Annotated in this window: 21 protein-coding genes; 16 read left to right on the top strand and 5 right to left on the bottom strand. The window is 69.2% G+C overall.

All coding sequences use genetic code 11. The features are described from left to right. Nucleotides 1-42: 42 nt before the first annotated feature. Nucleotides 43-2,211: an alkaline phosphatase family protein gene (locus OHA10_RS32970; protein ID WP_371402670.1), complete on the top strand. Its 2,169-nt coding sequence runs from the start codon at nt 43-45 to the stop codon at nt 2,209-2,211. A gap of 70 nt (nt 2,212-2,281) precedes the next feature. Here the strand turns inward: OHA10_RS32970 and OHA10_RS32965 are convergent, their stop codons facing one another. Then, the gene (locus OHA10_RS32965) at nt 2,282-3,031 is read right to left on the bottom strand and encodes a PIG-L deacetylase family protein (RefSeq protein WP_371402669.1); all 750 of its coding nucleotides are present in this window, start codon (nt 3,029-3,031) and stop codon (nt 2,282-2,284) included. A gap of 236 nt (nt 3,032-3,267) precedes the next feature. Here OHA10_RS32965 and OHA10_RS32960 point away from each other — a divergent pair, with 236 nt between their 5' ends. Both OHA10_RS32960 and OHA10_RS32955 read left to right on the top strand, forming a co-directional pair. Beyond that, nucleotides 3,268-3,852 (top strand): hypothetical protein, encoded by a 585-nt coding sequence (locus OHA10_RS32960; protein WP_371402668.1) that lies wholly within the window; start codon nt 3,268-3,270, stop codon nt 3,850-3,852. Between the two features lie 89 nt (nt 3,853-3,941). Then, the gene (locus OHA10_RS32955) at nt 3,942-4,433 is read left to right on the top strand and encodes a pyridoxamine 5'-phosphate oxidase family protein (RefSeq protein WP_371402667.1); all 492 of its coding nucleotides are present in this window, start codon (nt 3,942-3,944) and stop codon (nt 4,431-4,433) included. A gap of 12 nt (nt 4,434-4,445) precedes the next feature. Here OHA10_RS32955 and OHA10_RS32950 read toward each other — a convergent pair whose 3' ends face one another. Next, nucleotides 4,446-4,670 (bottom strand): hypothetical protein, encoded by a 225-nt coding sequence (locus OHA10_RS32950; RefSeq protein ID WP_371402666.1) that lies wholly within the window; start codon nt 4,668-4,670, stop codon nt 4,446-4,448. Between the two features lie 159 nt (nt 4,671-4,829). On the opposite strand from OHA10_RS32950, the gene OHA10_RS32945 reads away from it, so the two are divergent. Beyond that, entirely contained in the window at nt 4,830-5,114 is a 285-nt protein-coding gene (locus OHA10_RS32945) for a DUF1876 domain-containing protein (RefSeq protein ID WP_371402665.1), read from the top strand. A gap of 7 nt (nt 5,115-5,121) precedes the next feature. Here the strand turns inward: OHA10_RS32945 and OHA10_RS32940 are convergent, their stop codons facing one another. From OHA10_RS32940 to OHA10_RS32930, 3 genes are read right to left on the bottom strand one after another with little or no spacing between them, the layout of a single operon-like run. Next, the gene (locus OHA10_RS32940; protein ID WP_371402664.1) at nt 5,122-5,523 is read right to left on the bottom strand and encodes a hypothetical protein; all 402 of its coding nucleotides are present in this window, start codon (nt 5,521-5,523) and stop codon (nt 5,122-5,124) included. A 1-nt stretch (nt 5,524) separates the two neighbouring features. Beyond that, on the bottom strand, nt 5,525-6,307 hold the full coding sequence (locus OHA10_RS32935) for a universal stress protein (RefSeq protein ID WP_371402663.1): 783 nt from the start codon (nt 6,305-6,307) through the stop codon (nt 5,525-5,527). Beyond that, complete coding sequence (locus OHA10_RS32930; protein ID WP_371402662.1) at nt 6,304-7,098, bottom strand: 2-oxo acid dehydrogenase subunit E2; 795 nt, start codon at nt 7,096-7,098, stop codon at nt 6,304-6,306. The genes OHA10_RS32935 and OHA10_RS32930 overlap by 4 nt, the downstream gene beginning before the upstream one ends. Nucleotides 7,099-7,303: 205 nt before the next feature. On the opposite strand from OHA10_RS32930, the gene OHA10_RS32925 reads away from it, so the two are divergent. The 12 genes from OHA10_RS32925 to OHA10_RS32870 all read left to right on the top strand — a co-directional run bounded on the left by OHA10_RS32925 (nt 7,304) and on the right by OHA10_RS32870 (nt 24,568). Then, nucleotides 7,304-8,317 carry a zinc-dependent alcohol dehydrogenase gene (locus OHA10_RS32925; RefSeq protein ID WP_371402661.1) on the top strand — a complete coding sequence of 338 codons (1,014 nt, stop codon included), beginning with the start codon at nt 7,304-7,306 and terminating at the stop codon, nt 8,315-8,317. Further along, nucleotides 8,317-9,327, top strand: a complete 1,011-nt coding sequence (locus OHA10_RS32920) for a hypothetical protein (protein WP_371402660.1) — start codon at nt 8,317-8,319, stop codon at nt 9,325-9,327. The genes OHA10_RS32925 and OHA10_RS32920 overlap by 1 nt, the downstream gene beginning before the upstream one ends. Before the next feature lie 46 nt (nt 9,328-9,373). Beyond that, nucleotides 9,374-9,622: a glyceraldehyde 3-phosphate dehydrogenase NAD-binding domain-containing protein gene (locus tag OHA10_RS32915; protein ID WP_371402659.1), complete on the top strand. Its 249-nt coding sequence runs from the start codon at nt 9,374-9,376 to the stop codon at nt 9,620-9,622. Then, a complete protein-coding gene (locus OHA10_RS32910) occupies nt 9,619-10,587 on the top strand; it encodes a PEP/pyruvate-binding domain-containing protein (RefSeq protein WP_371402658.1) in 969 nt (322 codons plus the stop codon). The genes OHA10_RS32915 and OHA10_RS32910 overlap by 4 nt, the downstream gene beginning before the upstream one ends. A 14-nt stretch (nt 10,588-10,601) precedes the next feature. After that, complete coding sequence (locus OHA10_RS32905) at nt 10,602-11,450, top strand: universal stress protein (RefSeq protein ID WP_371402657.1); 849 nt, start codon at nt 10,602-10,604, stop codon at nt 11,448-11,450. Beyond that, entirely contained in the window at nt 11,447-12,121 is a 675-nt protein-coding gene (locus tag OHA10_RS32900; protein ID WP_371402656.1) for a CBS domain-containing protein, read from the top strand. Before OHA10_RS32905 ends, OHA10_RS32900 begins: the two co-directional genes overlap by 4 nt. Nucleotides 12,122-12,134: 13 nt before the next feature. Then, nucleotides 12,135-13,169, top strand: a complete 1,035-nt coding sequence (locus OHA10_RS32895; protein WP_371402655.1) for a cation-transporting P-type ATPase — start codon at nt 12,135-12,137, stop codon at nt 13,167-13,169. After that, nucleotides 13,166-13,336 carry a hypothetical protein gene (locus OHA10_RS32890; protein WP_371402654.1) on the top strand — a complete coding sequence of 57 codons (171 nt, stop codon included), beginning with the start codon at nt 13,166-13,168 and terminating at the stop codon, nt 13,334-13,336. Before OHA10_RS32895 ends, OHA10_RS32890 begins: the two co-directional genes overlap by 4 nt. A 159-nt stretch (nt 13,337-13,495) precedes the next feature. Beyond that, a complete protein-coding gene (locus OHA10_RS32885; protein ID WP_371402653.1) occupies nt 13,496-18,859 on the top strand; it encodes an IPT/TIG domain-containing protein in 5,364 nt (1,787 codons plus the stop codon). A gap of 76 nt (nt 18,860-18,935) precedes the next feature. Further along, nucleotides 18,936-20,201, top strand: coding sequence for a multicopper oxidase domain-containing protein (locus tag OHA10_RS32880; RefSeq protein ID WP_371402652.1), 1,266 nt, complete (start codon nt 18,936-18,938; stop codon nt 20,199-20,201). Between the two features lie 16 nt (nt 20,202-20,217). Beyond that, nucleotides 20,218-21,507 (top strand): multicopper oxidase domain-containing protein, encoded by a 1,290-nt coding sequence (locus OHA10_RS32875; RefSeq protein ID WP_371402651.1) that lies wholly within the window; start codon nt 20,218-20,220, stop codon nt 21,505-21,507. A 10-nt stretch (nt 21,508-21,517) separates the two neighbouring features. Continuing rightward, on the top strand, nt 21,518-24,568 hold the full coding sequence (locus OHA10_RS32870; RefSeq protein ID WP_371402650.1) for a multicopper oxidase domain-containing protein: 3,051 nt from the start codon (nt 21,518-21,520) through the stop codon (nt 24,566-24,568). Nucleotides 24,569-24,597: the final 29 nt, after the last annotated feature.

The raw sequence follows: 24,597 nt of genomic DNA, 5'->3' as shown, positions 1-24,597 counted from the left end.
TCGGGGGGGAATCACCGCCACGAGAGATTAGGTAGCAAACCCATGTCTGACAACGATTCGGCATCCGCGGACGGCACCATGGCGGCCACGGAGCGCAACCGGATCAGCCGGCGCCGGCTGATGCAGGCCGCGGGCGCCACCGGCGCCGCTGTTGCCGCCGGGGGGCTCTCTGCAGCCCCGGCCAAGGCCGCACCGGACACGACTGCGACGGCCGGCACGACCGACAGCAAGACCGGCTCGAAGCCGGCGCAGCACTCGCACCGCACCGGCACGATCAAGGACCTCAAGCACGTCGTGATCGTGATGCAGGAGAACCGGTCGTTCGACCACTACTTCGGCACCCTCGACCTGGCCGGTGCTCGCGGCTTCGGTGACAAGCAGGTGCTGACCTGGCAGAACGGCCAGACGATCTACTACGACCCCAACAGCCGCGCCGAGGGCTACCTGCTGCCGTACCACGCCGACAGCCTGAAGTACAACGCGCAGAACACCAGCGCACGCAACCGATACTTCATGGAAGCCGACGTGCCGTGGCACCACGCGATTGCCAAGGCGTTCACGATCGGCGACCACTACTTCTGCTCGCTGGACACCAGCACCAGCCCGAACCGCATCATGATGTGGGCCGGCACCAATGACGCGGCCGGCACGCAGGGCGGTCCGGTCATCAACAACAACGGCGACTACGGCTACGCGTACAAGTTCAAGACGTACCCGGAAACGCTGCAGGAGGCCGGTGTCAGCTGGCAGATCTACGTCAACAACGACACCGACGACGACTTCCTGGGCGACTACACGGACAACACCGTGCGTTCGTTCGCGGCGTTCGACCCGAAGAACGCGAACCCGGAGAACACTTTGCCCCGGAAGGGCTTGCTTGCTCGAGGCAACGTGGTGTACGCCCACACCACGCAGCCCGCCGGCATCAAGAACGACACGTCGAACGTCGATTACGTACTGCGGGACTTCATCGCCGACTGCGCGTCGGGTGACATCCCCGAGGTGTCGTGGGTCGTCGCGCCCGCGGCGTGGACCGAGCACCCGACGTATGCCCCGAACAACGGCGCGGTCTACACCGACCGGGTGATCCGGGCGGTGCACGAGAACCCCGAACTGTGGGAGTCGACGCTCATCATCCTGAACTACGACGAGCCCGACCACGCGAACCGGATCGGTGAAGGCGGCTTCTTCGACCACGTCGTACCGCCGATCCCCGAGGTCGGCACTGTCGGCGAGCGCGCCCCCGGGATCAAGCCCGGCTTCGGCGGCCGGGTGCCGTTCGTGCTGGTCTCGCCGTGGACCCGTGGTGGCTTCGTCAACTCCGAGGTCTTCGACCACACCTCGACGATCCAGCTGATCGAGGAGTGGACCAAGAGCCTCGGCAGGCCGGCCGTCTGCGAGAACATCAACGACTGGCGGCGCAGCGTCTCGGGCAACCTGCTCTCGGCGATCGACTTCCGCAACTTCGACACGTCGTTCCCGAAGCTGCCCAAGCCGGCCGACCTGCTGAAGTCGGTCGTCGTCGACGCCGGCCTGCCGCCCGTGCCCCAGCCGGCCGTCGGTGCGCAGGTCATGCCGACCCAGCCGATCACGGGGAAGGCGAAGCGGAGCCCGCTGCCGTTCCAGCCCAACGGCGTCCTCGTCGAGAACCCGGTGACGGGAGCGGTGACCGCGACCTTCAGCGTCGAAGGTGGTCCCAGCGGCAAGGCGGTCAGCCTGGTCGGACTGGCCGACAAGTACGTGCCCGCCCTCGCGGGTGCTGAGCCGCTCGGAATCGGCCAGGACGCGCTGCCCCTCACGGCCGGGAACGGCCGGCCGAAGTCGTACACGTGGGACACGAAGACGACGAACGGCAAGTACGCGTTCACGTTCTACGGGCCCGACCACTTCATCCGGTCCTTCGCCGGCACCGTCGTCCCCGCCACCGACCAGACCTCGGCCCAGCCGCGGGTCGACGTACGGCTGGTCAAGGCGCGCGGGCGGTCGGCCGCAACGGTCGAGTTCACCCTGTCCGCCATCGGCCGCCGGGCAGTGACCTACACGCTGACCGCGAACGATTTCGCCGGCAAGAAGACGACCATCCAGGTCCCCGCAGGCAAGCGCAGCGTCATCACCTGGCCGACCGAGGACGGCTACTACGACGTGATCATCACCGCGAACGAGTCTGGCGACTTCAAGCAGCGGTACGCCGGTCGCGCCGCGGAGAAGTGATCCTTCGCCCACGGTGCTGATCGCAGCCGTGCTCGCGTTCCTACCGGATCGCGGGCACGGCTGCGCAGCGTCAGTCGTCGGTCGGGAAGGATGGGGGCGCCTGCAGGTCGTGGGCGCGGAACAGGACTGCGTGCTCGACGCCCATGGCCTTACCGCCCATCGCCGCGAACATCGGGATGAGGTCGGCGGGGGCCGGGTGCCAGGGGAGCGCGGCCAGGTACGCGGCGTGCGCCTCGAGCGAGGCGACGCCCTTACTGAGTGGCTCACCGGTCACGTCGACGCCGTGGCTCGCGGCCCCGGCGAGGCCGGGGACGAGGTACCAGCGCGGTGAGTGCGGCTCGAGGTGCTCGTCGTCGATCTGTTCGGGGAAGACCCAGCGGTTACCCGCGTCCCGGATCGCGTCGAGGGTCGCGAGCCCGGCGGCCCGGTGGTCGGCCTGGTCGAACCCCAACGGCGTCTCGACGTCGTAGCCGACGCCGAGCACGACGTCGGGCTTGAACCGGCGGATCTCGCGGCAGATGTCGCGGCGCAACTCGAGGCCGTAGACGAGCACGCCGTCCGGATGCTCGAGGACCGTCAGGTGCGTGACGCCCACGATGTCGCACGCTGCCTGTTGCTCGGCAAGCCGTAGCCTCGCCGTCTCCTCGGGCGGATTCGGCATCCCGGCCTCGCCGCGGGTGAGCAGCAGGTACCCGACCTCGATCCCACGCGCGGTCCACCGAGCGACGGCGGCAGAGCTGCCGTACTCCATGTCGTCCGGATGCGCGACAACGCACAACACCCGCTGAAAAGACTCCTCAGGCAACGCCGGCAAGGTCATACGAGCATCCTCGCACCCCCCTGAACCCTTGTCGCGGTACGCCGCCCCGACCGAACGGCGGGCCGCGGCCGTGCCAGGTGACCGACTTCCCACCGTTCGTCGGGATGTTCTGGGTCTATCGGCCTGCAGATCAGGGCCGTTTGGTGCGTAGTGGCGGAGTGGGTCGTGGACGAAGACTCGAGGCAACATCGTTCACCACTCCGCAGCCGCGTCCCGCGGCTTGAAAGGAACCGATCATGCGCCGCAAGACGTTCGATGCGCTGCTCACCTCTGCCGGGTTCGTCCTCGCGATCGTTCTGGTCGCGGCCGGCGGTCTGTTGCTGTGGGCCCACAACTTCGTCGACAACCAGGTCCACAGTCAGCTCGCCGCACAGCAGATCTACTTCCCGAAGGCGGGCAGCGAGTCGCTCGACGACCCGGCCGTCAAACCGTATCTGTCCCAGTATGCCGGCCAGCAGCTGGTGACCGGCGCGCAGGCCGAGGCGTACGCCAACCACTTCATCGCCGTACACATCAACGAGATGGCCGGCGGCAAGACCTACTCGCAGCTGTCCGCGGAGTCCCTGGCGAACCCGAACGACACCAAGCTGGCCGGCCAGGTCCAGACCGTGTTCCGGGGCGAGACGCTGCGCGGTCTGCTGCTCAACGCCTACGCCTTCGGCAAGATGGGCCAGATCGCCCTGATCGCCTCGATCGCCGCCTTCGCCGCCGCAGGGCTCCTGCTGGTCCTGTCCGTGCTCGGCTACGCCCACCTGCGCCGCGTCCCCGCCGACGCCGAGGTCATGCCGAAACTGACCGGCGCCGTACCTCACACCGCCTGACCTCCACACGGACCGCCGGCTCATTCCGGGTCGGCGGTCCCTTCGTCTCCGCGAGCAGACGCTCGGGCCGCCGCGATTGAGGAGCAACGATGACATCGACAGCAAGCGCAATGAAGCGTGTGAGCCGGGAGCAGGTCTGGAGGCACCTCGCCAAGGCGTCGTTCGCGGTGCTGAGCCACGTGACACCGAGCGGGCAGCCTCGATCGAGTGGAGTCGTCTACTCCGTCGACCACGGCAGACTGTACGTCGCGGTCGCGCCGTCGAGCTGGAAGGCGTTGCACATTCCGGCGACCGGTCAGGTCGCGATGACAGTGCCGATCAGGCGTGGCGGGTTGCTGTCGCTGCTGTTTCCGATCCCGCCTGCCACGATCAGCTTCCACGCCCAGGCGGTGGTTCATCCAGCCGGCACTCCAGCCTCCCAGCTCCCGGAGCTGGCCAAGCTCGTCCCGGCTGAGCGCCTCGCAGACTGCAGGATCGTGGAGATCGTCCCCGAAGACCGGTTCGTCACCTACGGCATCGGCACCCCACTGCGGAAGCTCGCCAACCCGGCGGCCGCGCGGGACCGGGTGCCGGTGGCGTAGAGGTCGCTGACTTCAGTGCACGGCGCGCTGCAGAAGATGCTCGGTAGGTCCGTTTGGACTATCTCCGTCCGCGCGACCGGAGGCCTCCTGCGGGGGCTCGGGGCGGGGGCGGTTCTTGTAGAGCTCGACGCTCAGGTAGCGGAGGATCGCCTGCTCAGGAGGAGTCGAACCGCCTACGCGGCGGGCGACAGCGCGTTGCGCGTCCCGTTGGGTACGGCGTTTCTCGAGGTCACTCATGGTCGGCTCCCTTCTCACACTTCCAGCAAACGCCGGTCTGTTCGCGCCGGGCAGGGGAGAAGTTCCTGGTCTGGATGGACCGGACGACCCTGGCCCGCGGCCGACGGAACCCCGGACGATGGCATTGACAGCGGAATCTCCGGGCGGAAGGACGAGACCATGACCACGAGGATCACGAGCCGGCGCTGGCGCGTCGACGTCTTCGTCGACGAACACGAAGACGATCGGACCACGCATGCCGAGGCTCGGTTGCACACGAACGACAAGACTCATCTCGTCGGCCGCGGTAGTGCGCACCGGAATCCCGCCGACACACAGGTCGCCGAGATCGGCGACGAACTCGCCGTGGCACGGGCCCTGTCGGACCTCGCGCACCAGCTGCTGCACGCCGCCGCGTCCGACATCGAAGCGCTCACGCACGAGCGCGTCCACCTACCCAGCTGACTTGCCTTCAACGCGAGCCTTGGAAGGCGTGCCGGGTTGCTGGTACGGCGAAAGCGAGGGCCGGCACGCACCAGAGCCAGAAGCCCCAGCCGAAGAGCATGAGCGTGAGGTGGAAGAGGATGACGGCGACGTAGCCGACTCGGCGGGTCTTGACGAGGAGTACGGCGATGGTCAGTTCGGCAACGGCGAGGAGCAGGGCCCAGAGAGTGGGGTGGGCCATGAAGACGTTCTGCCAGCCGTCGCGGACCCAGTCGAAGAAGGAGGCGTCGGCGAAGCGGTCGTAGGAGTTTGGTGTCGTCAGCGCCAGGGCGAGGTGGATGCAGGCGCCGGAGGCGAAGACGCCGATGAAGCCCCAGTGGATCGCGCGCCAGATGGTTGCTGATGGCACCTGTGTTGCCGGAGTGACCATGTCAGCCTCCGTATGCGGCGGCCGGAATCACGGCGACGGGGCAGTCGGCGTGGTGCAGGACGGTTTGGCTGACGGAGCCGATCAGCATGCCGGCGAAGCCGCCGCGGCCGCGGGCGCCGAGGACGATCAGGTTCGCGTCGGCCGCCAGGCGGAGGATGTGCTCGGCGGGGTGGCCGGTGATCTGGATCAGTTCGGCGTCGTGCCCGCCGCGGGCGTGGACGGCGTCGCGCACTTCGGTCTCGGTGAGCCGGTGCAGCTCGGTCCCTTCGGGCTGGGCCGCGACGACGCGTACGGCGAGATCGTGCCGGCGGGCGTAGTCCAGTCCGAATCCGAGCGCGGTCTCGCTCGCGCGCGATCCGTCGTACCCGATGACGACGCGGACACCGGCCATGCTGCCGAGGTCGGGCCGTACGACGACCACCGGGCAGCGCGCGTTGGCCGCGAGGTCGAGACCGGTCGAGCCGATGAGTGCGCCGACCATCACGCCGAGACCGCGGCTGCCGATCACGACGACCGCCGCGTCGCCGGAGGCCTTCTCCAGGACGACGGACGGTACGCCGTTCTCGATCCGGCCGTCGACCGTGACCCCGGGCTCGAGTCCCCGGGCGTGCGTGACCGAGCGGTGGACGATGTCGGCTGCCCGGGCCGCGGACTCGCCGGCGCCCAGGGCATACAGCAGCCGCAGGTCGGTGTGCTGTGCTGCGGCCTCGAGCGCCGCCCACTTCACCGCGACATCCGCGGCGGGTGATCCGTCGATGCCTACGACAACGGGTTTGTGGATCATGCCGGCTCCTTCACGAGGATGGTCGGGCTGATGCCGTCGCCGGCCACGAGGAGTTCGCGGAGCCGGCTGACGAAGCGGGCAGCAGGTGCGCCGTCGACGACGTCGTGGTCGAGGCTGACGGTCAGTTGCAGGAACTCGCGTTCGACGAGCACGCCCTGGAAGAAGATCGGCCGGCGCGCGAGGCCGCCGACGACAACGCTCAGCGTGTGCAGTTGGAACCCGACGCCCCAGCCCGCACCGGCACCGAACATGCCGACAGCCGTCACTCCGACGGTCCCGGCCAGGGCACGTTGACGAGCCGGCAACCGGTGCACCGCGCCGAGCAGCGCGACCCGGATGAACCCGGGTAGCAGCAGGTAGGCGTGGACCGACGGGGCCTTGCGCACCGAGGGGCTGAGTTGCGGAGCGGCCTTGACCGCGTGGATCTCGTCGTGCAGATCCTGGATCGTCCGCCGGCCCGCGTCGCGGAGTACGTGGGTGAACACGAAGGGGCTGCCGTCGACGTCGACCTCGACCGGGATGCCGACATCGACCTGGTCGAAGACCACCTCGCGGCCGCGCAGGTCGCGGTAGGCCTGGACGCCCGGGTCGGCGGCGACCGCGGCGGCGACACAGTGGATCACGAAGGCGGTGAACAGCTGCGTCGCGTCGTTGCTGCGGAGTGCACCTCGCGCGGAGGTCACATCGACCTCGAACAGTCCGTGGATGGCATGCCGGCGACGGGCCGCGCGACCGGCGTCGATCACCAGCTGCCTGACCCACGGCACGCGTCGTACCTGAGCTTCTCGCACGGGACACCTCCTGAAGCCGATCTCCTTCGAGCATCGGCTGTCCTGGTGGCCGTCCGCATCGGCCGATCGGTCCTGGCGTCACGGGACATAGGTCACTGCAGTCACGCCTCGGACGGGCCTTTCGGCCCTACAGGGTCCGCGCGCGGCGCTGTTCCCTCGAAGGGCATGAGCTGCTCGCATCACTTCTGTACCGAAAGGAACCATCATGAAGGCAGCAGTTGTCACCAGCTTCGACCAGCCGCTGGAGATTCAGGAGATGCCGGTCCCGGAGCCCGGTCCGGACGAGGTTCTGGTCCGGATGGAGACCAGCGGGTTGTGCCACACCGATATCCATGCGGCACACGGCGACTGGCCGGTGAAGCCGACGCCGCCGTTCGTGCCGGGACACGAAGGCATCGGCGTCGTCGAGCAACTCGGCTCCGGAGTCACTGACCGGGCGCTCGGCGACCGCGTCGCCATCGCCTGGCTCGGCTACGCGTGCGGCAAGTGCCGGTACTGCATCGGCGGCTGGGAGACGCTCTGCCTCGAGCAGCGCAACTCCGGTTACTCGGTCAACGGCAGCTTCGCCGAGTACGCCGTCCTGCCCGCTGCGTTCGCAACACCGGTACCCGACGAAGTCTCGTCGCGGGACGCCGCACCGCTGACGTGTGCCGGCGTGACGACGTACAAGGCGATCCGGGTCGCCGGTGTCGTGCCGGGCGAGCTGGTCGCGATCTTCGGGGTCGGCGGGCTGGGGCATCTGGCCTTGCAGTACGCGCGGATCGCCGGCGGTCTGACCATCGGCGTCGACATCGAGGACACCAAGCTGGAGATGGCCAAGCAACTCGGCGCGGACCACGTCGTGAACGCGGCCACGACGGATCCGGTCGAGGCGATCCAGGCGCTCGGCGGTGCTGACGTCGCGGTCGCGCTCGCCGCTGACCCGCAGTCGTTCGACCAGGCCTTCCGGTCGCTGCGCCGGGGCGGTCGGCTGGTCTGCGTGGCACTGCCGGCCGACAACGGAGCACTCAGCCTGCCGATCTTCGACACGGTGCTGAACGGCAAGACGGTCATCGGTTCGATCGTTGGCACCCGCAACGACCTGGCCGATGTCTTCGCGTTGCACGCGGCGGGACGGACCCGGGTGATCGCGGTCGACCGCAAGCTCGACGACGTCAACCAGTCGATTACCGACGTACTCGCGGGCGACATCCCGGCCCGCGTCGTCTTCCAGTTCTGATGTCCGAGCTGACAGAGGTCGATCGGGACGAGCTGCTGCACGCAGCCGTAGCCGCGCCGTCGATGCACAACACGCAGCCGTGGCGGTTCGGGTTCACCGGCCGGACGGTCGAGGTGTACCGGGACCGGGCGCGCGAATTGCCGGCGGAGGATCCGTCGCGGCGGATGTTGTTCGTCTCGCTGGGAGCCTCGATCTTCAACCTGCGAGTGGCAGCCGCGGCGCGGGGGATGGGTTCGCAGGTGCGCCATCTGGTCGACCAGCGCCGGCCGGACCTGGTCGCGGTCGTCGAACTGGGCGGACCGGCCAACGAGACCATGGCCGGGCTCGCGCCGTACCTGACCGCACGCCGGACCAACCGGGAGCCGTTCACCGAGCAGCGGCTGGCCGCACAGCTCCGGGTCGAGCTCGACCTGTGCGCACGGGTGGAGGGCGGCGCACTGCAGTGGCTCGATACCGCACCCCGGCAATGGTGGTTGCAGATGGCAACGAGTGAGGCGATGGCGGCGGACGACGACGATGCGGTGCGGACCGCCGAGCGTCGCCGTTGGGTCGGTGGTGATCGCGTGGTCGACGGCGTACCGTCGAGTGCGCTGGGCCCGCGTCCCGCCGGCGGGAACCCGGTGGTGCGAGACCTGGCTGCCACGCCCGCAGATGCTGCTCGCCCGACGGGGGAGTTCGAGCGCGAGCCTCAGCTGGCGGTTCTCGCGACCCGGTACGACGGCCCGATCGAGTGGCTGCGCGCAGGGCAGGCGCTGGAGCACGTCCTGCTGGAAGCCACCGCCCACGGCGTTTCGACATCGCTGCTGAACCAGGCGATCGAGCACGAGGAACTCCGGATGCAGATCAACGATCCGCTGGGGCCGTGGCAGCGGCCCCAGGTAGTGATCCGGTTCGGCTACGGACCGAAAGTCCCGTCGACGCCGCGCCGAGACATCGCGGACGTGACCCTCCGGCAGTCGAAACCGGGACCTTCGGCCCTGCAGCCGTCCCGGGTCCCGCCGGTGGAATGAGAACGACGGATACCACCGGGTGAGAGGTCGATCATGAGCGTACGGGTTGGGATCAACGGGGTTCGGGCGGATCGGGCGGGACTACCTCCGGTGCGTACTCGAACGGCGATCCAGCGGCATCGAGGTGGTCGCGATCAACGACGTCGCGGCACGGGCGACCCTGGCGCACCCGCTGCGCTGCGACTCGACGTACGGCCCCTTGAAGGAAGAAGTCGGACAACGAGTGGGGCTGCGCGAGCCGCCTGGTCGACCTGGCCGAGCTCGTCGCCGTCTCCCTGGGAAGGAGCAGAGATGAACAGCGAGTACGTCGTCCGGCTGGACGGCGAGGTGGATCCGGAGCAGGTCGGAGTCAAGACCGCCCGCCTGACCGAGCTCGCCCGCGAGGGCGTCCAGGTCCCGGAGGGCTTCGCGGTCACCGCCGCGGCGTACCGCGAGTTCGTCCGGGACGCACGGCTCGGGCCGGCGATCGCGCAGGCGATCCGCAGGTATCGGTCCGGTCGGGACCTGATCGTGGCCGCCGCCGAGATCCGGTCGGCCTTCCGCGACGCGCCGATGTCCCCGGTCGTGGCCGACAATATCCTGAAGGCGTACGCAGCCCTTGGTGGCGAAGGCGCCGACGTCGCCGTTCGCTGCAGCCCGGTGTCGGCACCCGACGTGGGCCAGGAGGAGGTCTTCCTCCACCTCAGCACCGGCGAGGACGTGCTGGCCGCCTGCCGGCGGTGCTTCGCCTCGCTGTACGGCGCTGTTGCCGTCGGCAACCGGGAGGCCGAAGGGATCGACCATCTCGCGGTCGCGATGCCGGTGACCGTGCAACGCATGATCCGCACCGACCTCGGCGGCTCCGGAAACGCCCGTGGCGAGAGCACCTTCGTCCGGGTCCGGGCCAGTTGGGGACTCGGCGGACCCACCGCCGATGCCGACCAGTACTCCGTCCACCCCGGATCGCGCCCGATGATCGTGACGCACCGCGGCGCCAAGCTGACGAAGACCGTGTACGGCGATCCGTGCGGCACGCGCGTGGTTCGGACGACACCGGAAGAGCGGTCGACCCTGGTGCTGTCCGACGAGGACCTGCACCGGTTGGCCGACTGGTCTGTTGCCGCCGACAAGCATTTCCGCCGCCCGACGACGATCGACTGGGCCAAGGACGGGTGTTCCGGCGAGCTCTCTGTGATCGAGGTTCGTCCGGGTGTTTCGCCGACGATGAGGATTCGGGCCTACGGCCGCAGCGCCCTCGTACCCCAACCAATCGCGGACTGAGAGGAAGCGTAGCGATGAAGAAGTACATCCTCGTCGGTGTCGACGACTCGCCTGAGAGCCGGCTCGCCCTGCACTGGGCAGTCGATGCGGCGAAGGCGCGTGGGACCGCGGTGCGGGTGGTGCGGGCCTACTTGAACGAAGCGAGCCGCTGGCCGGCGCTCGGCGTTGAAGGGTACGTCTCGCCGCCGATGCCGCTCGACAAGTTCCAGGACGAGCTCGACGAGGCCGTGCGCTACGCAAGGGACCGGCTGGGGTACGACGGTGGCTCCGGATGGCTGGCGGACTCCGACCCGTCGAACGCGATCCTGGTCGAGGCAGGCCAGGCGGAGATGGTGGTGGTCGGTACCCGATCACGGAACAAGGTCTCCGCGGCTGTGCTCGGCTCGGTGGCGACCGCGGTGGCGGCCAAGGCGCTGTGCCCGGTGGTGGTCGTTCGCGGTGAGCGCCGGAGCGGACCGGTCGTGGTCGGCACCGATGGCTCCGCCGACTCCGAGGACGCGATTGCATTCGCGTTCGAGGAGGCGGCACGCACGGGCGAGCCGCTCGAGGTCGTTCACTGCTGGCAGCCCCAGGCCGAGCATGCCTTGTCGATCGACAGCACCGAGGAGCTGCTGCAGAACTGGCTCGCTGAGAGCCTCGAACCGTACCGGGACAAGTACCCGACGGTGAAGGTGCGCGCATCCGTCGTCGAGGGCCGGGCGAGCGTTCGGCTGATCGAGCGGTCCGAGAGCGCATCCTTGGTCGTCGTCGGCTCGCGTGGCCGCGGCGGCGTAACCGGGCTGCTGCTGGGATCCGTCAGCCAGAGCCTTCTGCACCACGCGGACTCGCCGGTCGCGGTCGTCCGCCACCACCAGGAGTCATGATGAACGACTACCTGACAGTCGCCGACGTGATGACCAAGGACGTCGTCGCGGTCGCCGCGGACACGCCGTTCAAGGCCGTTGCCGCCGTACTCGCGGAGCACCACATCAGCGCCGTACCCGTGCGCAGCCTGTACGGCGGGGTGGCGGGGGTCGTCTCCGAGACGGACCTGCTGCGCAAGGAGGAGGTCCGGCGCACCAAGCACCGCTCGCACTGGCGGCACCGCAAGGAGTGGGCGAAGGCGGAGGCGCTGACCGCCGGGATGCTGATGACCAGCCCGGCGGTGACCGTCGAAGGCGGTTGCACCCTCGACGAGGCCGCGCGGTTGATGGCGAGCCGCGAGATCACCCGCCTGATCGTCACCGACGGCGACGAACTGACCGGCATCGTGGCGCGGTCCGATCTCCTGCGGGCCTTCCTCGCGACCGACGACGAGATCCTGGCCAGGGTCCGTCGCGATGTCGTCGACCGCCACCTGTGGGACGACCCGCAGGCGGTCGAGGTGTCGGTCCAGGAGGGGGTTGTGACCCTGATCGGTCAGGTGGAGAAGCGGAGCACGGCCGCATTCGCGCAGGAGCTCATCGTCGGTGGAGACGGTGTGGTGGGCGTCCGTAACGAGTTGACCTGGCGCTTCGACGACACCGCCCGCGCCACCGGCGTGACCTTCTACTAGGAGCCCTGGGCCGGTGACCGCGACCGAGCAGCAGACGACGGACCTGACGACGGACCCCCGCGAACCGGCCGACCGGCTGTTCCGCGATCTCCGGACCGCACCGCAGGGCTTGTCGTCGCGAGAGGCGCAGCGCCGGCTCGAGACCTACGGGCCGAACGAGCTGACCCGGAGACGGGGAAGTAGCTGGGTGGGTGAGCTGGTGCGACAGTTCACCCACCCTTTGGCGTTGCTGCTGTGGCTGGCCGCCACGCTCGCGGCTGCCGGCGGTACGGGCGTTCTGGCCGTGGCGATCGTCGTCGTCATCCTGCTCAACGCGGCGCTCGCGTTCGTGCAGGAATGCCAGGCCGAGCGTGCGGTGGAGGCACTGGCTGCCTATCTGCCGGTGCTGACGACCGCCGTCCGCGACGGCGACGTACGTGGCGTCGAGGCGCGCTCGCTGGTCCCGGGCGACCTGGTTGTCATTGCTGAAGGCAACCGAGTCTCGGCCGACGTCCGGCTGGTCACGGGTGCGGTCGAGATCGACAACTCGACGCTGACCGGTGAATCGGTGCCGGTGGTCCGGTCCGCCGACCTCGTCGATGCTTCGGGCAACTTGCTGGACGCCGGCGACCTGGTCTTCAGCGGTACGAACTGCACCGCGGGCGAGGCCCGTGGTGTCGTGTTCGCGACCGGCATGCACGCCGAGCTCGGCCGGATCGCGGCCACGTCGCAGCGGGTGACCCGCGAGGACAGCCCGCTGGAGCAGCAGGTCAAGCGGGTCGCGTGGCTGATCGCGGCGGTCGCGGTCGGCGCCGGCCTGCTGTTCCTCCTGCTCGGTACGACGGTCGCCGGGCTCTCGTTGCCGGACGCGCTGAACTTCGCGATCGGTCTGCTGGTCGCGAATGTCCCCGAGGGGTTGCTGCCGACCATCACGTTGGCGCTCGCGGTCGGCGTACGTATCCTGGCCCGGGCCGGTGCCGTGGTGAAACGGCTGTCGGCGGTGGAGACGCTCGGATCGACCACGGTCATCGTTCGCATTTCACTGCCGCCAACGTCTTCGGCGGCGTGATCTGGGCAGTACTGGTCGCCGGCGGCGGGTTCCTGGCGGGCGCGTCGTACCGGGTGCTCGAGCAGCGGCTGGGGCGCGCGAGCGGCGTCCTGCTCAGCGGGTTCGCCGTCACGGTGATCGTCGCCCCGGTGGTACGTCGCCGCCGGCGCCGCCGCAGTACCGGCTGAGCTCCCGATGACGGCCGGGTGTCGAAGCGGGGGTTGCCGGCACCGGCGTCGATGAAGAACTGATGAGAACTCTGTCATCCGATCCCGCTGACGGACGCGTTGCACCACTGTTGCGCTGACGGCGTGGCGCCCGGTGGGCGCGCGAGTGGGGGAGGGATCGTGACACAGCAGTGGAGATCCGCGTCGCGGCGATGGCTGCGGCTGACAGTGGGGCTGGCCCTGATCGCGGCGATGATGTCCGCGGGACAGGTGGCCCGGAACGCGGCGCCGGCGGCGGCCGCCGGGCCGGGGAGCCTGACCCTGCACGTGGCCAGCGCCCGGTCGGTGAACACCGGGCCGGGGTTCGTGCACGAGAACGATCCGGTCACGCAGTACAAGTGGCTGATCAACGTCGACGACACCGGTGACCCGGGGACCCGGGCGAACCAGTTGACCGACCGGTGCCTGCCGGCGACCGCTCCGGGCGGTTCGGCGGACCCGAACTACGCCGACACCTGTCCGTGGCCGTCCACCCGGCCGACCTCGGGCTTCGCGCCGATCGTTGCCCAGGGCACCGAGGCGGACCTGAACGACGGTACGGCGCTGGACAACCTGCCGCCCGGGAAGTACCTGATCTCGGTCACCGCGGACGGGTTCAAGATCGACGGGCAGCACTTCACGATCAGCTCCGGGCAGACCACCCACACGGTCGTCCGGATGAACCCGACACCGTTGCCGCTGACCACACTGCGGCTGCAGGTGTTCAACGACAACCTTCCGGTCGACGGCACCTACGAGGCCGACGCGGAGCAGGGACTGGCCGGGTTCACCGCCAGCCTCACCGATGTCCTCGGACTGGTCAGCACCGACTACTACGGCAATGCGCTGTGCACCGTGTACAAGCACGCGAACGCCAACGGAACCGGCCCGATCGTGTTCGACGCGAACAACCGGCCCGTCATCGACACCGCCCGCTCGACCGGCGTGTGCGTGAGCGACGCGACGGGTGCGATCGTCATTCCGAACCTCGGCCCGAACCGGTACGCGGCCACCGTGACCCCGCCGGCGGCCCAGGCCGGATGGGTCCAGACCACCACGCTCGAAGGCGGTCACGACCACGACATCTGGCAGCAGGAGGGCGAGACCGGCTTCGACACCGAGCAGGTCCGGGGCGCGGAGCTCGTGTCCGCGGTGCAGTTCGGCTTCGTCCGGACCAAGGCGCTGACCCCGCCGGCGGGCCCGGCGCCGACCGGTGAGGTGAAGGGCGTCGTCATCGCAGGCCTGCCGTACATCGGGGGGCAGAACGGGCAGGTCGTCCCGGAGACCGGCTTCGCCGGCGCGAAGTCCGACGGACCGATCCCGTACCCCTGGGTGGCGCTGTCGGACCTGGACGCCGGGGACGCGGCCGTCTACGTCGGGCGCGGTGCGGCCGACGGCAGCTTCGACATCACCAACGTGCCGGACGGCACCTACCAGCTCACGCTGTGGGACGACGACCAGGACTACATCCTGTGGAGCTTCAACGTCGAGGTGCACAACGGCGATGTCGTTGACGTCGGCAACAAGATGCTCGTCGGCTGGTTCACCCACGTGAACGGCAGCGTCTTCATCGACGCCAACGGCAACGGCAAGCGCGACACCGGCGAGCGTGCGGTGCCGAGCTTCACCCTGACCGTCCGGGAGCGGGACAACTCGCTGATGGACCAGTACACCAACACGGCGGTGACCGACTCGGCCGGCAACTACGACATCCGCGAGACGTACCCGCTCGGCAAGTGGCTGGTCCTGGAGGGATTCAACACCCGGTACAAGACCACCGGCATCACGTACCAGGCCGCCAACGAGACGAAGCCGACCACCCAGCTCGGCAGTCTGGTCGACATCAACTTCCTGCCGATCATCGGCCTTCGTGGGCGGATCGACTGGGGCGTCCAGCCGTACGACCCCGGCACCAACGGCGGAATCGTCGGCACGGTCACCTACGACACCACGCGGAACGAACTCGACCCGGCCATGGCGGCCACCGAGCCGTACCAGCCGGGGATCCCCGGCATCCCGGTACGTCTCTACCTGCCGAAGGCCTGCACCGACACGACTCCGACGGAGCTGTGCCGCCAGGACTACGAGACCGAGCCGAAGCAGATCTCCGACGACAACGGCGGGATGGTGGACAACCCGAAGTACGGCGCGTTCGTCAAGGGGCCGGAGGTCCAGGACGCCTACACGTCCGAGGAATGGGCGCCGCCGCGCGGATGTACGGCGCGGACCTACAACGGTCAGCCGCTGACGGACCAGCAGGCGCTGCCCGCCTTCGGGACGGCCGAGAACCGGCTGTGCGTCGAGGCCCCGATGATGGGGGTCACCGTGGGGGCCAGCGACAGCGCCGGCGGCAGCCAGACCGTCAACGGCAACTACGGTTTCACCACGTCGAAGATCAACCTCTATCCGCCGACCGACACCGTGCACAACCCGGACGGACTCGCGATGTACGCGCCGCTGCCGGCCGGCCAGGAGCAGGATCTGCCGTCCCGCGACTACATCGTCTCGGTCGACATCCCGAAGGACCCGGTCGACGGCAAGCCGATGTACAAGGTGACCCGGGAAGAGGACGTGAACGTCTTCGACGGTGACACCTACCTGCCGCAGGAGAACTACCCGCCGGCCACCCCGGCGCAGGCCGACGACCCGGCCGGGCCGCCGGACGCGACGCCGACGCCGCCCGCGGAACCGCCGTCGCAGCAGGCCGGCATCATCTCGCCGTGTGGCGGTCCGCTGCACACGGTCGACGTCACCAACCCTGCCTTCAACGCCGGTGGCGGCAGTCCGTTCCAGGGGTACGAGCGGCCGCTGTGCGGTGACAAGCTGGTCGGGCTGCGCGCGAACCAGGCGACAGCGCCGAACTTCAACCTGTTCACCGACGTCCCGATCCCGACGCACTTCTGGGGCCTGACGCTGAACGACCTCGGCCTGACGCTCGACAAGCGCAGCGTGAACTACGGCGAGGCGCAGGGCCTGCCGTTCGTCCCGGTCGGCCTGTACGACTGGTCCGGCCGTCTGGTCGACACCGTGCACACCGACTTCAACGGCCTGTACGAGGCCCTGGAGCCGTCCACGGGCACCTACAACTGCCCGCTGCCGGCCGGGCCGTGCCCGAACATGTATCGCTTCGTCGGCAACGATCCCGGTCAACCGGGGGCACTGAATCCGGACTACAACTCCCGGTTCCGGACGATCGCGACGAACTTCCAGGCGTGGCCGGGGCTCTACACGGTCACGGACGAGGCGCCCACCCAGGTTGCCGCGACCGTCCTGGCGCCGGACACGACGACGGTGAATCCGACCGTCTGCGACCTCGGATCGAACGTTCCGCAACTGCTCGCGGTCGACCGGCCCTACATCCGCCGCAGTGATGCCAACCGGTCGGTCACGGTGACCGGCTTCGGCTTCGGGGCGGCCGGCAGTCCGGACCGGGTGACGCTCGACGGTACGGCGATGACCGTGACCAGCTGGAGCGACAAGAAGATCACGTTCACCGTGCCGGTGGGCTTCGCGACCGGTTCGGCCGTTCTCGAGATCACCGGGCACAGCGGCAAGAAGAGCGTCAACGGGCTCACACTGCAGGTGCTGGGACTGAACGTGCCGCTGCTGGCCGGGATGTCAGCGGCCAATCCGCTGATCGCCGAGGTCGGTCCGACGAAGACGTACAAGACCGTCCAGGCAGCCCTCGAGGCAGCGACCCCGACCCGGCTGCGGCCGTACTGGCTGGTGGTGGTCTGGCCGAACGCGCAGACCGGCGCCAACCCACGCGGTGACTACAACGAGAACGTCATCGTGCACCACCAGGTCCGCATCCAGGGCGCCGGTCCGGGCGGCTTCGACTCGGCGGGCACCTGGGTACCGGGCTCGATCCTCGACGGTTCGGGCTTCAACCTGGACAACCCGAACGGGCTCGCCTGGGTCAACCGGCTGAGCACGCTGCAGTACTCCGGGGATCCGGCGGTGCCCGACTCGGCCGTGGTGACCGTGCTGGACGACCCGGCCCGGTCAGGGTTCGTGCCGACCAGTTGGCCGGTCACGCTGGACGGGCTCAGTATCACCGGGGGCGCCCAGGCCGACATCCCCGGCAACGTCAACGTGCTGACAGGCGCCGTGACGACGCCGTACGGCGCGGCCGGAGCGCTCGTCACCCAAGGCGGTGGCGTCTACGTGCACGCCAACGTCCGTGGTCTGCAGGTGACCGACAACGTGATCCACGGCAACGGTGGTTCGTACGGCGGCGGCATCCGGATCGGTACGCCGTACGTCGGTGACAACCGCAACTACGACCCGGTGATCGCGCGCAACCAGATCCGCGACAACGGCGGTACGAACCTGGCCGGAGGCATCGGGCTGTTCACCGGCAGCGACGGCTACCGGATCGAGAACAACGCGCTGTGCGGGAACTTCTCCGCGGAGTACGGCGGCGCGATGACGGCCTTCGGTTACATGGCCAACCCCGGTGGCAGCACCGGCGGGCGGATCACGAACAACCGGATCTGGTTCAACGCCTCGTACGACGAGGGCGGCGGCGTGATGGTCGCCGGCGAGCTGCCGGCCACGCCCACCGCACTCTCGCCCGGCTCGGGTCCGGTGACGATCGACGCCAACGTGATCCAGGCGAACCTGGCCAACGACGACGGCGGCGGCATCCGGCTGCTGCAGGTCAGCGGATCGCACATCTCCCGGTCCGATCCGCAGACCATCGCGATCACGAACAACACGATCGCGGACAACATCTCGGCGCACGAGGGCGGCGGTGTGGCCCTGGACGACGCGGTGTTCGTCAACCTCGTCAACAACACGGTGACGAAGAACCTGACCACCGCCTCGGCGGTGACCAGCAACGGCCAGCCGGCCCCGGCCGGTCTGTCCACGGCCGCGAACAGCGACCCGTTGCAGGCGCGGCTGCGCAGTACCTCGGTGTTCCCGGGCTCGGCGACGCTCGCGGCGACGACGTACAGCAAGCCGACCTTGCTGAACGACGTGTTCTGGGACAACCGGGCCGGCACGTTCGTCGGCGGGTACGTCTACGGGATCGGCGGACAGCTGCCCGACGGTACGGCGAACTCGGTGAACAACTGGGACATGGGCGCGGCCGACGTACCGGACGCCCTGCTGACACCGACGCACTCGGTGCTGCAGGACACCACCGGGACCGCACCGGATCCGACGAACTCGGCGGCCGATCCGCGGTTCGTGTCGCCGTACGAGGTGTCGGTGAACATCCTGGCGGTGCGGTCGTACCCGGCCTTCCGAGAGGCGGTCGTGGTGGCGCAACTGCTGCCGCCGGACCTGATGGGCGACTTCCACCTGGCCACCGGATCGCCGGCCTCTTCGGCCCGCGGCCTGGGCGCGGCGAACACCGTCGTCCGCTGGGGCACCGGCACGACCGGGTTCAACTACACCGTGGCGGCGCCGACTCCGGACATCGACGGCCAGCCGCGGCCCACCGGCACCGGGGTCAACCGCCGGTACGACGCCGGATCCGACCAGATGACGCCGTGAGCCGTGCGGCCCGCCGTGTCCCTCCGCGGCGGGCCGCACCTTCTTCCTCACCACGAACCAGTAACGGGAGACTGCAGTGACCGACAACTCTGTGTCGCGTGGACTCACGCGGCGTTCTTTCCTCACCGGAGCGGGTGCGGCCGCGGGCGTGGCACTCGGCGGCCGGCTGCTCACCACCAGCACCGTGATGGCCGCGCCCGGCCGGACCGAGGCCGCATCGGCGGCCGCCACCCACCCGGTCAAGCAGGTCCACCTGGTCGGTACCGACGGCTGGGTCGGCATGCCCGCCGCTCCGCCGGATCCGCCGTTCTTCCCCGATCCGCTGGCACCGGCGCCGTTCAACACCTACGTCTTCGGCTTCCGCGACGTGACCGGGATGACCTCGAACCTGGTGGCGGCCCAGCGCGGCAAGGCGCAGATCAGCGCGCCGATGATGGCGTTCGACGAGGAGGACGACGTCTACCTCACGCTGACCAACCTCGGGCTCGCGCAGCGGCCGGACCTCTTCGACGGCCACACCCTGCACTGGCACGGTTTCGTCAACGCGATCCCGTTGTTCGACGGCGTGCCGGAGCTCTCACTCGCGGTGCCGATCGGCCGGGACCTGACGTACTTCTACCGGCCGCACGACGCCGGCACGTACATGTACCACTGCCACTTCGAGGACGTCGAACACGTCCAGATGGGCATGACCGGCATGGTGTTCGTCCGTCCGGCCCAGAACCGGACGCCGCTCCACCCGGGGGAGCGGTACGCGTACAACGACGGTGACGGCTCGACGGCCTACGACCGGGAGTTCGCGTACATGATCACCGAGCTGTGGTCGGCCGCGCATTACCGCGACGCACACATCCAGGTCAACGACTGGACCGACTACGACCCGAGCTTCTGGCTGCTCAACGGCCGCGCGTACCCGGACACGATCGCGCCGAACGGCGACCCGCTGAGCACCGCGGCCGGCCGGCTGCAGTACCAGCCGATCTCGTCGCTGATCCGCTGCAACACCGGCGACCGGGTGCTGCTGCGGATGTCGAACCTCGGCTACCAGAACCACGTGCTGACGGTGGACAACATCGACCTCACCGTCGTCGCGAAGGACGCGAGCCTGCTCAAGGGGCGCGACGGTACGGCGAACTACCTGACCTCGAACGCGGTCGAGGTCGGCCCGGGGGAGAGCCGCGACGCGATCTTCGTCGCGCCCGGCCCCGGCGAGTACCTGCTCTACGACCGCAAGTACTCCTACCTGGACAACGGCGGGGGCTCCGGCTACGGCGGCATGATGACCAAGATCGTCGTCGGCCCGCCCGGCACCTATCCCGCGCAGACCGCGGCGAACGCATGACGGGGGCGATGATCCGATGAGACGACTCACACTCCAACGGCTGCTGGCGCTGACCGCGGCCGCCCTGCTGGTGGTCACACCGGTGGTGGTGCGTACCCAGGCCGACGCCGCGGAGATGTCGGAGGGCCTGCTCTGCGACACCGATCCGAACCAGACGTTCTCGCTGACCGCGAGCGCCGGCTACATCTCGACACCCGACGGCAACTCGATCTACATGTGGAGCTACGGCAACAGCAAGCGGGGCTTCCAGCTGCCCGGTCCGGTGCTGTGTGTCGAGTCCGGCCGGCCGGTGACCGTGATCCTGCACAACACGTTGCCGGAGGCAACGTCAATCGTGTTCCCGGGTCAGGTTGCCGTGAAGGCGAACGGCAACCCCGCGCAACCGCAGTTCGACTCCGGGGGCTCGCTGACCTCACTGGTGCAGCCGGCGGCCGCGACCGACGGGTCGGTGACCTACACCTTCACCGCCGGCAGCCCCGGCAGCTATCTGTACGAGACCGGCACCGACGTCGACAAGCAGCTCCAGATGGGGCTGTACGGTGCACTCGTGGTCCGGCCGGCCGGTCATCCGAACCAGGTCAACGACCGGGCCGACTCCGCCTTCGCCAACGGCAAGGAGTACGTGTACCTGCTGTCCGAGGTCGACCCCGACGTCCATCTGGCGGTCGAGCGGAACCAGCCCGTCGACGTGAACGCCTCGAAGTCGCGGTACTTCATGATCAACGGACGCAGCATGCCGGACACCCTGGCGCCGAACAACGCGCCCTGGCTCCCCGGTCAGCCGTACGGCGCGCTGGTGCACATCAAGCCGTACGACTCGGCCACCAACCCGCTCCCGGCGACGATCCGTTACTTGAACGCCGGCAGTGTGAACTACCCGTTCCACCCGCACGGCAGCGACGAACGAGTCGTGAACCGGGACGGTCATCCGCTGCAGGGACCGGCCGGGCAGGACCTGTCGTACCTGAAGTACGACCTCGACGTCGGACCGGGACAGAGCCTCGACGTGCTGATGGACTGGCGTGACGTCGAGCATTGGAACGCGACCACGAACCCGATCCCGACCCAGATCCCGGCGATCACCGACCAGTTGCTGGTCGGCCCGGACACCTGGTTCTCGGAGAGCGGCTACCTCGGTACCAAGAACCCGGTGCCGTCGAACCTGACACAGAACAACGAGTGCGGCGAGTACTACCACATCGCTCACAGCCACGCGCTCGAGCAGGCGACCAACTACGGGGCAGCCTTCGGCGGCATGATGACGGTCTTCCGCATCGACCCGCCCGCCGGCTGTGAGAGCCAGTGAGGACACGACGATGACGAACAGACTTCGGATCGCCCGTCGGATCGGCACCGTCGGCGTCGCGGCCACGGCGCTCGCCACCGCCTCGCTGACCCCGGTTCCTGCCGTTGCGGCCGCGGCCGCGGTCCCACAGGCGCCGGCGCACACATCTGTTGCCGTGGGCAAGCTCACGCCGCGCGGCTGCACCTTCGGCACCGGCACGGCCGCCTGCGATCTCTACGCGATGGCCGGTACGACGTCCCTGCTCGGGGCCACTGTCCCGATCTGGGGCTTCTCCGCCACCGGCGCGGCCGGATCGGCGACCGCTCCCGGCCCCCTGCTCGTCGTCCACCAGGGCGACCAGGTGACCGTCACCTTGCACAACCAGCTCGCAGGCCAGACAGTCTCGCTGGCGTTCCCCGGGCAGCCCCTGCCGTCCGGCGGTGAGGACACCACCGGCATCGCCACGGGCACCAAGGCGTACACGTTCACGGCCGGCCGCCCCGGAACCTTCCTGTACGAGGCCGGCCACACGACGGACGGCTCCCGCCAGGTCGCGATGGGTCTGGCCGGCGCGTTCGTCGTCCTTCCGCCCGACGGCACGGCGTACGGCGCCCAACCGGCGGGTTACCCGGCCGGCCAGTACGACGACGACGCGGTCGTGGTGCTGAGCGAGGTCGACCCGGCCTTCAACGCGAACCCGGCCGGTTTCGACCTGCGCAAGTTCGCGCCGAAGTACCGGCTGATCAACGGCAAGCCGTTCCCGGCCACCGACCCGGTGGCCACCGACCAGGGGCACAATGTGCTGCTGCGGTACGTGAACGTCGGTTCGATGACGCATCCGATGACCGTGCTCGGCGGACTGCAGACCGAGATCGCGCAGGGCGGCCATCCGCTCCACTACGCGACCACGGTCGCCGCGGAGAGCGTCGACCCGGGGCAGACACTGGACACTCTGGTGACGATGCCGACCGGGCCCGAGGCGAAGCTGACGCTGTACGAGCCCGCCCGGCATCTCGACAACAACGGGCAGCACACCGCCGATCCGGCGCAGTTCGCCTTCGGCGGCATGCTGACCTTCCTGGACACGAACGCGCCGCCGCCGAGCACCGACGGCGTCGGCCCGGTGTCGACGCATCTCCGGCTGGCGCCGAACCCGGCGACCGGACTGGTTGCGGTGACGGTGACGGCCGACCTCAGTGACGCGACGACCGGTGGCTCCGCGGTGACGCAGGCGGAGTTCGTGATCGACGACGCGGTCACCGTCGGACCCGGCTTCGGTACGCCGATGAGCCTGCCGGCCGGCGGCGTGAGCGTGACCGGAGCGACCGGCACCATCACGACCGCGATGCTGGCCGCGCTCGACGCCGGCCGGCACACGGTGTTCGTCCGGGCTCTCGATGCCGCGGGCAACTGGGGCGTGGTCGGCTCGGTCATCCTGAACCTGCCGAAGACCGGACCGCAGACGATCAACGGCACGATCGCCGACGTACCCGCCAACGCGACGGTGCCGGTGACGGTGTCCGCGACCGGTGACGACTCGGACGCGGGCGGCCTGATCAGTGCGGCCGAGTACTTCCTCGACACACCAGGGACGGACGGCAGCGGGACGGCGCTGACGCTGAACCGCAGTGCGACCGTGGTCTCCGAGGACGTCGACCTGTCCGTGGCGGTGCTGCAGGCTCTCACCGAGGGAACGCATCACGTGCTGGTGCACAGCAAGGACTCGCTCGGTCTCTGGGGGCCGCTGCTCGACATCCCCCTGCCGATCGACGTCACCGGCCCCGCGGTCGACGCGGCGGCGGTCGGCCCGAACCCGACCAACGCGGTGCTCGCCGACAAGAGCCACCCGGGCAACCTGCTGATCTCCGCCGAGATCACCGACAAGGACGCGGGCGGCGCGTTGCAGAGCCGGCTCGTGGACGCCGAGGCGTTCCTCGACCCGACAGTCCCGAACCCGCCAGGAGGGACCGGCCTGCAGATGCTGCCGGTGGACGGCAAGCTCGACTCCACCGGTGAGGCGTTCTACGGGCTGATCCCGCTCACGCAGGTGAAGGCGCTTGCCGATGGCACCCATCACGTCTACGTCCGGGGTCAGGACGCGGCCGGCAACTGGGGTGCGTTGTTCGCGGTGAACCTGGTGGTCGACAAGACCGCGCCCGTGCTGGGCGCGCTGACCGCCGCACCGAACCCGACGAACGGCGCGGACAACCTGACGCTGACCGCACCGGTGACGGATGCTTCGCTGATCGCGAAGGCGGAGTACTGGCTGGGCGGCACCGATCCGGGTGTCGGCAAGGGCATCTCGGTGCCCGTCAGCGTGGTCGCGGGCAAGGTCCAGGTGACCGTTCCGCTGACCACGGTGGCGCCGGGCAACCAGGTCTTCAACCTGCGGGTGCAGGACCTGGCAGGCAACTGGAGCAAGCCGGTCAGCACGGCGGTGTCGGTGCAGCGGCCGAACCGGATCTTCTCGGACGACTTCGAGTCCGGCGGGTTCGGCTTCTGGAGCGGCAGCACCGGTGGTGTGGCCAACACGACTACGGCGGCGCGACCGGGCCCGCTGGAGCCCGGCAGCTTGCGCGGGCTGCAGGTCACCCTGCCCGGTGCCGGCTACCTGACCGACAACACGCCGACGGCGGAGACGTCGTACCACGCACGGTTCGTCTTCAACCGGAACACGCTGACGTCCGGGACCAACGCGAACACGGCGCTGAGCCTGTTGCAGGGCCGGACCGGCGCCAACGGCCAGGTGTTCGCGGTCGAGTACCGCTTCACCGCGGGATCCGCGCAGGTGCGTACGATCCTCGACCGCAGCGGAGCCGGGACGTTGACCGGAGCCTGGGTCACGCTCACGCCGGGCAACCACACCCTGCAGGTCGACTGGACCTCCGGGCCGGCGACGGGTGGTTTGGCCGGGTCACTGCGGCTGCTGGTCGACGGGGTGAGCCGTTCGCTGCAGACCGGCAACACCAGCACGCTCCGGATCGAGACCGCCTGGCTCGGGGTCTCGGCCGGGATGAGTGCCAGTTCGGCCGGGCAGGCGTACTTCGACACCTTCAACTCGACCAGGTACACGATGCCGTAGCACCCCAGAAGCCGGGGCCCGTCCCCACC

The sequence above is a fragment of the Kribbella sp. NBC_00662 genome (assembly GCF_041430295.1).
Classification (GTDB): domain Bacteria; phylum Actinomycetota; class Actinomycetes; order Propionibacteriales; family Kribbellaceae; genus Kribbella.
The sequence above is the reverse complement of the archived record's forward strand: the minus strand, read 5'-3'. Positions and strand labels throughout refer to the sequence as shown.